Origin of the sequence: Anaerocolumna sp. AGMB13020 (assembly GCF_033100115.1) — a bacterium.
GTDB lineage: Bacteria > Bacillota > Clostridia > Lachnospirales > Lachnospiraceae > Anaerocolumna.
Genome location: NZ_CP136910.1, coordinates 4,514,307 through 4,528,111 on the forward strand (window position 1 = coordinate 4,514,307; position 13,805 = coordinate 4,528,111).

A 13,805-nucleotide genomic window follows, 5' to 3' on the forward strand; every position below is an offset into this window, starting at 1 on the left:
TGCTCAGGGACATTTAATTTATTTGATACTTTTTAAGGTCAAAGAATATGCTCCTTCAACTGTTCGAAATGAATAGCTTTTCTGTACAGAAATATAATAAGTATGATTAGCCTTAAATTTGAATTTTGAGGTTTTCTTGGTACCATCGATAGTGGAAATAGAGCCAATATTTTGAGTAATATCATCTTCATTAAAAATTGTAGCATTTATAGAATCATTACAACCATTAGCTAAGGTTATATTATAATATCCAGTTTTGGATGGTTTAAATTTGAAATAATCTATATCGCCATCAGTATTTATTTTAAATGAATTTTTCTTATTAAATAATAAAGTTTTACTTTTTTTAAAAGTATCTGAAGCGTCATCCTTTATTTCTTTAATTTTAATTTTATATATACCTGTTGGCTTATAATAACTGCTAGACCTTTTAACTGCAATATAATATGTTTTGTTAGGTTTCAATTTGAGTACAGTTGAATTTGATTTTGCTACTGGAACGATGAAATCTGTAATTCCAGTTGTTGAATCATTTTCCGAGTATAAGAATATGCCAATACCATCTGTAGCCCCTGAGTTGGATATTTCTACTTTATAAAATGAATCATTAGTAGTTGTTTTGAATTTAAAGAAGTCTACATCATCTTCTGTTTCAAGATTATATGCAACTTTCTTATTTAGCGGTATTAATTTGCTTTTATCAAAATTATCGGCTACATCATCTTTAATTTCTGAAACACTTAATTTATATTTACCGGTTGCAAGCCAAATAGATGAGTATTGGGATTTTACTAAGATATAATAAGTGTGATTGGGTTCCAATTTTCTAGAACTTTCACCTACACTAGATTTTCCAGCACTTAGGCTGTATACCTCAGTGGTTAAATCGTTATCAGAATATAATGATAATGCTATATTTTCTGTTGCCTCAGTGTTCCTTAATTCAATTTTATAATAAGAATCGCTATCTGAAGTAACAAATTTGTAATAACTTACATAGTCTTCAGTATACAAAGTACCTTCAGATATTTTGTTTAAAGTTAAACTTTCTGCTGTTGCAAAGGTATCTGCCGCAGATACTCTTAAAGTAAGTAATGAAAAAAATAAAGCTACTAAAAATATACTTACTGATAACCAATACTTCCTTTTAATCATTCAAAATTCTCCTCATATGTATATTTAATATATATAATAAGGATTAAGCTAATCATTTATTTCGTCAATATACTTTAATTTACCTTTTTAGTTACGTTTGGTTTTGCTTTTTTAGCACTCATCAATTGCTTTCTATAACTCTCTAATTCCTTTTGGATTTCAATATCTACATCAGAATCTTTATTAATAACTTGTGATTCGGACTTGTTATTTTTTTCTAATCCTTTTGAGAAAGTAACATTATTACTTTGTTGGAGAGAATATAAAGAATCTAGTAATATTGTATTTACATCACTTACTATATATTTCATAGAGTCATCAAGTTTATTATAATTATTTTCAAAAAGCTTAAGAAAGTGCTTTATTGTATTAGCATTTTTTAGTTCATGATTACGTAAATTATTTACACCAAGTAAGTAATCTGTTGAAACACAAAAAAACTTTGATAATTCAATAACTGTTTCAATTGTCGGTATTTTACTTCCATTTTCATACCCTGCAATTGAACTTCTAGTTAAGTGTATTATCTCAGCTAATTCACTTTGTGTTAAGTTTTTTTCTTTCCGGAGTTCTTTTAGACGATTGCTTAGCATATCCTTATCCTTCCTATTTTTCCTATTATACAATTAAAATAGAAATTGTCAAATAAAGGTCACTAAAAAGAACAATATATTGACAAATGTCTCTTAAGGTAGTAATATTTTAATAACGTACATTGAAAATTTAATAAAGTGTTCACTTACTTTCCTCCGTGAAGTTGACTATGATATTCGAGATTACACGATATTGTGGTTAATATTCAATGTGCCCGAAAGGCTAAGCGATGATAAACTGCGCCACGACCACCTGCGGACATATCCGTAAATAAGATGACATCAAAGGTGCCGAGCGAGAAATAGTTCTATCAAGGCAGGAGTTGGTTACCTGCTCGCCACGACCACCGGAGGCTATAATGATACTTCTGATCGTAATAATTGGGTCAGCTATCCATAGGAATGGGTAGATCCAGATTAACCTGGATATGAGAGGATAGTTTATCTAATATTTACTTATGATAATCGAAACCTGACTCGTTTGAACACTTAGCGTAGTAATACGCAATTATGATTAATACTGCTGGGTGCATATAAACATCCAGCAGTTGATATACACCAATAATCAACTAAGCATAAGACACCCCTCATTAATTTATACTCCCCTAACAAATTACATTGTCTTATGCTTAATTGACTATTGGTATTTTTATTTACATATAATTCACTAAAGAGTTTAAGAAGGGTAGGACATAAGATGCGTCGATATGAAAGCAAACCTACATATTACATATGGAAAACGAGAGAGATGAATGAGGAAGATATATGTAAGCAAAAACTTCATTGGCAGTCAATGGGATTTCGAACGGTTGTTTTTCAAGATGGTGATTGCGAGAAAGACATCAATATTGCTATGAAGGCAATTATTCAAAACCATATAAACACTCAATAAAGTCATTGACTTAGATAAGAATTAAATATATCCTATATTTACATGGTGTTATATTTGAGTGAAATGGAGAGCGTTATGGTAGTAGTTGGATATGCGAGGCTGTCAAGAGATGAAGATAAAAAGAATTACGTTTCTATAGAAAATCAAAAAATAGTTGGCAATCAGTTTGCTGCAGGAATGAACATGGTCATTGATCAGTGGTATGAAGATGATGGATTCTCAGGGTATAGTTTTAATCGCCCAGGATTTGTAGACTTAATAAATAATTTGGATAATATTGATGTTATTATTGCAAAAGATCTTTCCAGATTAGGCAGGCATAATGCAAAGGTATTATTGCTTCTTGATGAATTAAAAGAAAAGGGTAAGAGGCTGCTTCTTGTTACAGATGACTATGATACTTTTAAAGACGAAGATGATGTAATTGGTATTAAAACATGGTATAATGAACGTTATGTAAAAGACGCAAGCAAAAAAGTAAGAAGAGTAATTCGAGCACGTCAAAAGGAGGGAACTTTTTTGACAAGTGTACCATTCGGATATTGTATTGATAGAAGTGAAAATGCGAATAATAAAATAGTAATTGTAGAAGCTGAAGCTGAGATAGTAAGAAGTATATTTAATCTTTACCTTGAAGGATTTGGGTATAGAAAAATATCCATGCAGCTAACAGATCAAGAGATACCAACTCCATCTGCAATGAAAAAGAAAAGATTACAAGAGCAGGGAAGAACAGTTAAGTCCATACCCAAAGAACAATGGAGTGAAGGTATGGTTAGCGATATTTTAAAGAATGATTTTTATCTAGGTCATCTTAGACAACGTAAAAGAGAAAGAGTATTAATAAATGGAACTGATACAAGAGTACCCAAGGAGCAACAGTTTGTTTTTGAAAATAATCATGATGCAATAATAACTCAACATGATTTTGAATTAGTTCAGGAAACCATGAAAAAACGTCTAAGAACTAATTATAGGGGTAAAGGATTAAACAGGATATTTGGTAGTAGCCTTATATGTAAAGATTGTGGGTCAAGGCTAACACCGATAACGAGAAAAAATACAGAAAAACTATATTATATTTGTAATACTTATAATCAGAAAGGTAAAAGATATTGTGGCAGCTCCCATTTAATTACTGAGGACACATTGCTGCAGGATATAAATATCTACATAAAACTGTGCCGAGATGCACTGCAACATGTTATTGAAACATATGATTTAAATGACTTTCACAAAGATAAGAATAACCTAGAAGAAAAAAGATGTTTTTTGGAATCTTCTATTGTTACCAAAAAGAATGAATTAAAAGCTTTATTATCACAGAAATTAAAAGATATGGCATCTGGAGCTTATGAAAAATCCATAATGGATGAAACCTATGAAGAATTGCAAAAAGAAATTTTAGCTAAGCTTTCCGGTTATGAGAACCAGTTAAGGGAAATAGATCAATCCCAAATTAATACAGGCAATGTTAAAGAGAAGCTTGATACCGCATTAAAAGTTATAGACAATATCATTGATAAGAATTCTATAACTGGTAAAGATATTGAAATTTTGATTGATAAAATTATTGTTGATAAAGATGGAAATCCGGATATAAAATTCAAGTACGGATTAAGTGATCTTGTAAGCTATGATCCTGCTGAAGAATTGAATAAAAGGGAGAATGAAATTATTCTTACAACTATGCAGCTAATATTAAAGGAAGAAAGAGACTATACATCAGCTAAATATTTATCCAGGGAGTTAACAAGCTTAGGATTTGCAAAATCTAAAAAGTCTGTTCTTCCCTACATAGCAATTATGATTGATCGAAATATTCTAAAAGCTACTGAAGACCCTTTAAAGCCGTATAAAATTTTAGCTAGTAAGGAACAATTGCAAAATATGATCAATGTTTACATGGATACTATGACGGACCGGGGGCATGCCGGAAATGGTATTTGAGTATATCCTGAAGAAAAACGGTATTGACCCAAAGAAAGATCTCAACATTGTTCAGAATATTGATTTTGGTTTAACGGCACAGGCATTTGCAGCAGGAACAGGAGATTATACGATTGAATTTGAGCCTGCGGCTACAGCGCTGGAGAAGGAGGGTACTGGAAAGGTTGCTGCTTCTCTTGGTATTGAGAGCGGTAAAGTTCCCTACACAGCCTATTCTGCAAAAAAGAGTTATATTGAGAAAAATCCGGAAGTAATTCAGAAATTTACAAAAGCAGTTCAGAAAGGACTGGATTATGTGAATTCCCATACACCGGAGGAAATCGCAAAAATCATACAGCCTCAATTTAAGGAAACAGACCTGGACACTTTAACTACAATCGTTAAGAGGTACTACGATCAGCAGTCCTGGAAAGAGAATACGGTTTTTCAGGAGGAGAGTTTTACACTGTTACAGGATATCTTGGAGGATGCCGGAGTTATTGAGAAGAGAGCTCCTTATGCGGATTTAGTAGATACAACTTATGCTGAAAAAGCGAAATAATTTCATAGATGTTTATAAGATGAGGAAGCTGTTTAATACGTAGCTTCCTCATCTTTTTGTCTAACAGCACTATCGATGTTAAGCGAATTTGCTCAAGAAGTAGGTCATTAAGAAAAATAGTTATAGCCATTTCCCAGAAGCTGTTTCCATTGCAGCTTGTGCCTTCAGCTTACTTAAAATGCAGTATTAAGCGAACTGATACATTTATACAAGTGTGAGAGACAGACAACTCAGCTTATAAATACGATACAGCAATCAAGTTATAATCTTTAATAATGTCAGAGATCAGTGAAGGGATTAACAATTTACAAATGACAATTGAAAGAATTTTGAAAGAATAATGTAGAAAAAATATCGGTTTTCTTTGTTAGACTATTAAAGGTAAGAAGAGAAAGCTTTAACGCTACTGTACAAGAAAAAAGAAAAGAAAGGGAATAGGTTCATATGAAAAGTTTAAAAAAAGTATTATGCATCATATTAATAATTACTATAATGATGCAGGCAATCGGGTGCTCACAAAAAGAAAACATTGCAGAGAAAGATGGTATGGGCGAAGTATCTAAGAATAGTACATCGGAGGAAAAGCAAACGACGTCTTTGCCTTATATTGAAAGACATCCATCTCCCGATAATTATTATATGGGGAAAGTATCAAAATTACCAGATGCTGATGATGGTCAGATTGAAATCAGAAGTGCAGATTTATCGCAGGCTGATTTGTCTGATGAGCTCGAAAACCTTTTGTTAACTACTTATGACAGCAAGACGAAATGGCCGGATTATTTACCAGAAGGCTTTAATCCAGATAAGATTATGGAGATAGGCAAAGATCCGGGATTAGGGGTAAGAAAGCTACACAAAGAAGGCATAACAGGAAAGAATGTAGGAATAGCTATCATTGATCAAGAGCTATTAACGGAGCATGAAGAATTTAAAAAACAATTGAAATATTATTCAGAGAGTGATTTTATCAAAACAAAGTCTGCAGCTGCGATGCACGGAGCTGCAGTAACATCCATCGCAGTGGGGAAAACCTGTGGGGTTGCGCCGGAGGCTAGCATTTATTACATAGCTGAAAATTTTATTATCGAAAACTATACCGGCAGAATAGCCAAGGACATTAATGAACTGTTAGATTTGAATAAAACACTGAAGGAAGATGAAAAAATTCGTGTTATTTCAATCTCCTGGGGTGCGGAGGAAAAAGAAAGTAATGGCTATAAGGACTTGAGAAAGGCATATCAGAGAGCCAAAGAGGAAGGTGTATTCGTTATTACAACTTCACTGCTAAAGGGTACTAGAGAGGATATCAAAAAAGTTAATTTCATTGGAATGGGAAAAACAAAATTAACGGATCCAAATGATTTTTCCGCATATGGTAAAGCTTCTTGGGCAGAAGAAATGGATTATTACAAAAAAGATTATTTGTGCATTCCTATGGATAATCGTTGTGTGGCAGCACCTACTGGAGTCAATGATTATGCTATCTACCAAACAGGAGGACTGAGCTGGAGTGTACCATATCTTGCTGGAGTATATGCGCTGGCGTGTCAGGTAAAACCGGATATTGATTATGAAGAGTTCTGGAAAATCGCACTGGATACTGCAATTGCTAATGACAAGCTGGATACGATTATTAATCCCCAAGGAATTATAGATAAGCTGAAAGAGCAAAGATAAAGGGATTGCTTATGCTATTCTTAAAGTAATGGAAATGAACCATAGCATAATGATTATGATTAGGACGAGTTAAAAAGCGGCTACTACTGTAGCAAGTAGTGAGTGGGAGGAAATAAGAAGTCATATCCAATGACATAGGAGAGAGCAGTTATTATAAGGCAAGCACTTACAGCAATTTTTTTCTTGAATTTCTATTCTTTTTTGCCATTATCTGCTAAACTGTATTAGGCTATCTATAGAAATTATGGATTATAATAAAAGTAACCAAATACCGAGAAAGGTAAAATTTATGTATCAGATCAACATCTTAGTGGTAGACGATGATAAAAATATTGTTGAGGTGCTTACCAAACTTTTAGAGCTGGAGGGCTATCTTGTACATCAAGCCTATAATGGTATTGAGGCTTTGGAGCTTGTACAAAAACAAGAGCTTCAATTAATATTATTGGATGTTATGATGCCAAAAATGAATGGATTGACTGCAATGCTAAAAATCAGGGAGAAGAAAAACATTCCTATCATTATATTATCCGCAAAGACAGAGGAGAGTGATATTGTCTCAGGTTTAGAGTTAGGTGCGGATGACTATATTGAAAAACCGTTTAATACACCAGTATTGCTAGCCAGAGTAAAGGCACAAATCAGGAGGTGTTTTTTTCTTGAAAATTGCAGGAGTGAAGAGACAGAGAGCATCCTTTGCAACGGAGTGCTTGAACTTAACCGCTGCAGTAAGCAGATAAACGTTAATGGAACGGTATGTAGTCTTACTGCGACTGAATATAAAATTATGGATTTACTGATGGAGAATGCCGGAAGAGTTTTTTCCGCAGAACAAATCTATCAAAGAGTATGGGACGATGAGGAGGCTTATAGCGTTGAGAATACTGTTATGATACATATACGTCGGATACGTGAGAAGATAGAAATTGATCCAAAGAAGCCAAAATATTTGAAGGTGGTGTGGGGAATTGGATACAAAATTGAAAAAATGTAGGGGGTATCATGTATTCTTTTGTATTAATGTAATCCTTTATGGTATGTTCTGGGCAATTATAAGCAGTATGAAAAGCAGTATGTGTTTTGGTATATATAGTGAGTATGCCTATGAAGGGAGATATCCAAGTATATTTACTGGTATCGTATTGGCACTTCAGATAATGATGCTGATTTTCCTGCTTTGCAGTATAAAGCACACAGAGATTGACAAAGCTTCTTATGCCAGAAAGGTACCATCAGAATTAGCGGTAATAATCTTTGCTTTGTATACTTTGTTTATTTATTATCTATATCGTCATAAACAAGTGTTTTCGTTTCAGTTTGAGGAAGTATATTTCGAAGGTGCCTATGAGTTTTGGGAAACTTATGGTGATATAATCAAGAAAATTGTGTTAGGATTTATTCAGAATATACTGATTGGTAGTGGATATTTATGGATTATTACAGGAATCACGGTAAAAATGAAAGGAAGGTACTGGAAGGAGGACAGCTTGCTTGTAAAGCTCTTTCAGCACTATAACAGAAATAGGATAAGTTCCTTAAGACAATTATATTTTAATGATATTCTCTTTCTGTTTCTTCAGTTGGGAATCATCCTATATGAAAATATAGCAAGCATTATGATCCTTAACAGAAAAAAATCGACTTTACTTTTTAATCTTTTTATTCTTCTTGCAATACCTTTATTATGTGAAGCACTTTTGATTTTATGGAAATGTAAAGAGGAGATAAAGGAAAAGGACATCCGTTCCCTGGTTGATGAAATTCACAAAATGAAGCAAGGACAAAAAACGATTGAAAATAAGATCCCTAAAAACTCATATCTATATGAGACTGGTGAAGAGATAAAAAATATTTCAATCAATTTACAGAACAGTATGCAGCAGCAAATGAAGAATGAGAAGCTTAAAGTCGATCTAATAACAAATATATCCCATGATTTGAAAACACCGCTTACTTCTATCATAGGCTACATAGACTTATTGAGTGCAAAGGATTATTTAAGCTGTGAAGACAGGCATTATGTGAATGAACTCAACAAAAAGGCGGAGAACTTGCGTGATATGATCAACACTGTGTTTGAATTGTCCAAAGCCTCCAGTGGAGATATGAAAGTTGATAAAATAAAACTGAATTTGAATAAATTGATAATGCAAACTATGGCAGATATGGATGATATTATTTCAAATTCCGGATTTGATGTAAAAACAGTATATTCGAAAGAAGGTTTGGAGATTTATGGGGATGGATCGAAATTATATCTGGTTTGCCAAAATTTGATAAGTAATGCATTAAAATACTCTTTGACAGGCAGTAGAATCTATATCAGAACATATTTAGAGTCTGAGAATGCAGTTTTATGCTTTCAAAATACCTCTGCATATGAAATAGATTTTTCACCGGAAGAAATTACCGGAAGATTTGTCCGGGGTGATGAATCAAGAAGTGATGGAGGTAATGGACTTGGAATTGCAATTGCAAAAACATATTCGGAAGTATGTGATGGCGAATTTAAAATAGATATTGATGGGGATATGTTTAAAGTAACTATTCGGTTTCCTAGGGTAGAATTGGTGAATTCATAAGTAATTATGATACGCTGATTTAAGGCTGGCAGAGGGACGAGTATATTTCCAGCTCTTAACATCTGAAACTGTTATAAAATATAATAGAATAGGTTACTAACAATCAATATAAAATAAATTGAACCGTAACATAAGACACGGAAATTTTCTCTCAATTTGATATAATGAATTAAGATCCGCAGGAAACTGTGTTAAAAGAACGAAGGAGAATATAAATGGGAACTTATGAACAACAGAGAAAATTCCTAAAATCCAATTTCAATGACTTTAAGAACATAAAGACAGATAAAATGAAGGGTATGCCGCAACCGGAAGAAAACAAATACTATCCTTCGAACGCCATGCTAATAAAGCTGCCGGCTGTTAAGGCTGACATCCTGAAAAAACGAGATATTTATGAATGCATAAAGGATAGAAGAAGTACAAGACTTTACAGCGAAGAATCAATTAGCCTTGATGAATTATCTTTTCTGTTATGGGCAACCCAAGGTATAACCGGGAAAAATAAATCTGGAGGAATTACTTTTCGTACAGTTCCCTGCAGTGGGGCGACACATTCCTTTGAAACCTATTTGTTCATAATGAATGTGACCGGTCTGGAGAAAGGATTATATAGATATCTTCCGGCTGAGCATAAGCTTTTATTACTCCTTGTTTTAGAGGATGTCGATAATAGATTAGATGCCATTACATTAGATCAGCCATTTGTACCCCACTTTGCCAAGAAAGCATGTGTTACCTTTGCATGGAGTACAACCCCTTATCGCTCTGAGTGGAAATATGATATTACAGCACATAAGAAAATATTAATTGATATCGGACATGTATGCCAGAATTTATATTTAGCAGGTGAAGCGTTAGCTATGGGTGTATGTGCAATTGGTATATATGATCAGGAAGCAGTGGATTATCTGTTTCAATTAGATGGAGAAAATGAATTTGTAATTTACCTTGCAGCCGTAGGCAGACAGAAGAGTATGTAGTGATCAATTAAGAAGTATAAGCTTATATAACTCTGCTAAATTTACAAGAAATAATAAAAATATTTTTAGATGTTTAAGTATAACTTAAATTACAGGGACTTTAGTTTAGAGAAGAATAATCAACTTGTGTTAATACAGAAACATATAAATAGAACCATGCATTATTCCTTTGATAAATCGAGGATATGCATGGTTTTTTCTATTTAACTTGTAGTAATCTATAACAGATTTAGTCCATCAATTTAACAAGCTTAGAGGTACCGATAATAAAACCGCAGGAATCCAGGGCATTTACCTGATAATAAGGTCCATCACATGGCAGACATATTTTCGTTTCAAAACCGGTTCTTGGAATGCTTTCTACTTGGATGGATAGACAATAAGGTGATGGGCCCGAAAGTAACTGCCATGCGGCAGTCTCCGTTGAACCATTCCATGAGGCAAATACCTCCGTCATATCATAGCTTCTGACAACTGCAATACTTGGCGGAACCGAGGGAAGACCTATCCACCTGTTCTTAAAAGCACGGTAAGATATATTCTCATTAGGAAAACGTACATCATATAAAAAGTTCAACCAAGGTTCGGTTATTGTATTCCCTTCTTCTGCATATTCAGAGAGATATGGTTCCTGTCCCCAACCGATAAACTGATTACCATTGGGAAGCTTCTGTACGTTACCCTGACTTGGTACGTATAGAGCAGGATCATGGAAATATTCTCGGACTGCACAAGCAGTCCTATTGCAGAAATCAAGCTCCAGAATTAAGCCGTGGGATTGGCATTGTGGCGGAGAGGTCGGAGAGGCACAGCAGGCATCATTAAACATGCTGATTCTGTTATCAGATCTATAACGCGCGTCGTGCTGCCAGGAAAAAGCAGCGTCAGGAGAAATTGTAAAGTCACTTTGTTTTCCGCCTAATTGCCAGATGATGTCGCCGGTCTCCTTATTAAGTTTATAGATAGCCCACATATTTCGCATACTAATAAGAAGGGAGTTATCCGAACCTTCGTCTATGGAATTAAGATGATAACAATCCCAGATATTATTGCTTTCTGATGCTGAGGATGCTGGCAGGAAGGAGTCTGCAGGGTTAATATGGGAGAGTGCATTCCAGAAGAACAAAAGCCGTCCTGTTTCTAAATCAACCTCTTGAATGGAGTAATCGTCAAAATACCCATCTTTCGGACCACCATAGGAAGTGAGATCAGCGGGTACTTGTTTTATCGCTGTAAATAATGCGGTATTGCGCTTTGTAATAGTAAATTCATGCAAATCAGATGTAAACCCATTTCTTGCGGATATTTGTTTGATGATATTGTAATGCTGATCTAAAATATTGTAATAAGCACCGGGTTCCGGATCTCCTGCGGGCAGATCAGGTTCAGAAGACTGGGTACCGGATATGGTTCCCTGCCACATGGTGAGTACCGGGTATCCATGATATGACTGTACTCTAAAATCAGTATTCTGTATATATTTACTGCATAGAGGTTTAAACCATATAGGATTACCCTTCTGATCCATGATCAATGCACCTGTCTGACCTATCATAGTAGCTCCATATATTGTATACGGAGCTACGAAGACGGAACCAGGAGCCGTACCAGGCTTAGCTACATTTACAGTTACTTTCATTGGATGCAGCTCAGGGGCAGAAACAAAATCCCACACCTGCTCTTTGGAGTACTCCCTGGTTACCAGTGAGTTTTTTTCATCGTAATCATCTATTTCATTCATTTCTATTATCCGCTCCCCCCCTATTTGATTCCTATAAAAAATATGTTAATGTTTTTAAATCAGGTCTGATTGAAAAACCATTTGAGCCAGTTTGCATACTAGAGTTTCTGATTTTTGTAATTGTTTTTATGGAAATTGAACCTTATAGCATCCCAAATTCATTGTGCGTATCCGTGTAAGGTGCTGCATGCAGCTTTTATAAAGTATTTTGAGTTTTATTTTTTAAGGGCTTCTTAAAAATTAGAATACACCAGGTGTAAACTACTTGCATAATAATATATGACTTTATTCGATATATTGTGAGCGAAAATGGCCAATCCCGTTCTTTTGGTTTGAAACAGCAGAAGAAAGAAGGATTCTGCAACAGTGGAATAATTTTCATATTGTAATCTTTTCGGAATGTGTTATAATAAATTCGTAATAAATTTAATACTCTTGTAATAAATGTCTGGAATTGGAGGATACATGTTAAAATTTAAAAAAGTAGCAACGTTCTTACTTGTTGGAACTCTGGCAGCTTTAGGCCGGGTAACAATGGTACAGGCGGAAGAGATGCCAATGGCCGGAATAGCGGTTGTACTAGATGATTTTTATGTTAATGCTGAAAACTCTGACGAAACTGCAGTAAAGAAGCTTATGGAAGAGATATCGATACAAAATAATCTGGCTTTTGCACAGGTAGATAATTATGTTAATATAAGAAGTAAAGCCAGTGAAGAAGGCAAGATAATCGGTAAGCTATATGATAATGCAGCTGCAACGATCTTAGGTGAGAAAAATGGCTGGTATAAAATTAAGTCAGGATCGGTTACAGGATACATAAATGGAGATTACCTGGTTACAGGTGAAAAAGCAGTATCCATTGCAAAGAAAGTAGGGAACAAAGTTGCAGTAGTTGATACAACGACCCTGAAAGTCAGAAAAAAAGCTTCCACAGATTCTACAGTATTAACCTTGATCGCTATTGGTGATGACCTTAAGGTAACAAAGGAACTGGAAGGATGGGCTAAAGTTCAGGTAGATGAAAATACATATGGATATGTTTCCACAGATTATGTTAAGCTTCAAACGACTTATGAAGAAGCAATTTCAATAGAAGAAGAACGTCAGCGTCTTGCGGAAGAACAGGCAAGCAGCCAGGCAGAAAATCAGTCACAGGCCCAAAGTCAAAGCAGCAATTCTTCAAGTAATGGAAGCAGTTCTACGACCAAAGGCTCTAGTAGTAGTAGTAGTAGTAGTAGTAGTTCTGGCAGCAGTAGTAATTACTCCTCCAGCGGCAACAGCATAGCTGATTATGCAGTACAGTTTGTAGGCAATCCTTATGTATGGGGAGGAACCAGCTTAACAAACGGAGCTGATTGCTCAGGCTTCACACAGTCTGTATTTCGAAAGTTTGGAATAAGTATTCCAAGAACCTCCAGATCACAGGCAACTAGTGGAACAAGAGTATCACTTGATAACCTCAGAGCAGGCGATTTAGTATTCTATTCCAGGGGTGGTACAATAAACCATGTAGCTATCTATATTGGCGGTGGACAAGTTATCAGTGCTAGCTCACCTTCAACTGGTATAAGAATCACAAGTTATAATTATAGAACACCTGTTAAGGCTGTAAGATATAATTAAACAAAGTATATATTGATTTATAAAAGGAGCAGCTGTAAAACTATATGGTTTTACGGCTGCTC

Annotated in this window: 9 protein-coding genes and 1 pseudogene; 7 read left to right on the plus strand and 3 right to left on the minus strand. The window is 34.7% G+C overall.

Annotated features, from left to right (window positions below):
- Positions 1 to 18: 18 nt before the first annotated feature.
- Together R2R35_RS18770 and R2R35_RS18775 are read right to left on the minus strand one after the other, a co-directional pair.
- Positions 19 to 1,155: a hypothetical protein gene (locus R2R35_RS18770; protein ID WP_317731362.1), complete on the minus strand. Its 1,137-nt coding sequence runs from the start codon at positions 1,153 to 1,155 to the stop codon at positions 19 to 21.
- 74 nt (positions 1,156 to 1,229) lie between these two features.
- The gene (locus tag R2R35_RS18775) at positions 1,230 to 1,748 is read right to left on the minus strand and encodes a helix-turn-helix domain-containing protein (RefSeq protein WP_317731363.1); all 519 of its coding nucleotides are present in this window, start codon (positions 1,746 to 1,748) and stop codon (positions 1,230 to 1,232) included.
- A gap of 967 nt (positions 1,749 to 2,715) precedes the next feature.
- On the opposite strand from R2R35_RS18775, the gene R2R35_RS18780 reads away from it, so the two are divergent.
- The 6 genes and pseudogenes from R2R35_RS18780 to R2R35_RS18805 all read left to right on the plus strand — a co-directional run bounded on the left by R2R35_RS18780 (position 2,716) and on the right by R2R35_RS18805 (position 10,376).
- Entirely contained in the window at positions 2,716 to 4,590 is a 1,875-nt protein-coding gene (locus R2R35_RS18780; RefSeq protein ID WP_317731364.1) for a recombinase family protein, read from the plus strand.
- Positions 4,559 to 5,131, plus strand: a pseudogene (locus R2R35_RS18785) (ABC transporter substrate-binding protein); the annotation flags it as partial. The gene R2R35_RS18780 and the pseudogene R2R35_RS18785, both read left to right, overlap by 32 nt.
- 444 nt (positions 5,132 to 5,575) lie before the next feature.
- The gene (locus tag R2R35_RS18790) at positions 5,576 to 6,811 is read left to right on the plus strand and encodes a S8 family serine peptidase (RefSeq protein WP_317731365.1); all 1,236 of its coding nucleotides are present in this window, start codon (positions 5,576 to 5,578) and stop codon (positions 6,809 to 6,811) included.
- 289 nt (positions 6,812 to 7,100) lie between these two features.
- Positions 7,101 to 7,805, plus strand: coding sequence for a response regulator transcription factor (locus R2R35_RS18795; RefSeq protein WP_317731366.1), 705 nt, complete (start codon positions 7,101 to 7,103; stop codon positions 7,803 to 7,805).
- Entirely contained in the window at positions 7,780 to 9,393 is a 1,614-nt protein-coding gene (locus tag R2R35_RS18800; RefSeq protein ID WP_317731367.1) for a sensor histidine kinase, read from the plus strand. Before R2R35_RS18795 ends, R2R35_RS18800 begins: the two co-directional genes overlap by 26 nt.
- A gap of 215 nt (positions 9,394 to 9,608) precedes the next feature.
- Positions 9,609 to 10,376, plus strand: coding sequence for a SagB/ThcOx family dehydrogenase (locus R2R35_RS18805; RefSeq protein ID WP_317731368.1), 768 nt, complete (start codon positions 9,609 to 9,611; stop codon positions 10,374 to 10,376).
- A gap of 229 nt (positions 10,377 to 10,605) precedes the next feature.
- On the opposite strand, the gene R2R35_RS18810 is transcribed toward R2R35_RS18805, so the two are convergent.
- Positions 10,606 to 12,117 (minus strand): arylsulfotransferase family protein, encoded by a 1,512-nt coding sequence (locus R2R35_RS18810; protein ID WP_317731369.1) that lies wholly within the window; start codon positions 12,115 to 12,117, stop codon positions 10,606 to 10,608.
- A 465-nt stretch (positions 12,118 to 12,582) separates the two neighbouring features.
- Here R2R35_RS18810 and R2R35_RS18815 point away from each other — a divergent pair, with 465 nt between their 5' ends.
- Positions 12,583 to 13,743 (plus strand): C40 family peptidase, encoded by a 1,161-nt coding sequence (locus tag R2R35_RS18815; RefSeq protein WP_317731370.1) that lies wholly within the window; start codon positions 12,583 to 12,585, stop codon positions 13,741 to 13,743.
- The last annotated feature ends 62 nt before the right edge of the window (positions 13,744 to 13,805 follow it).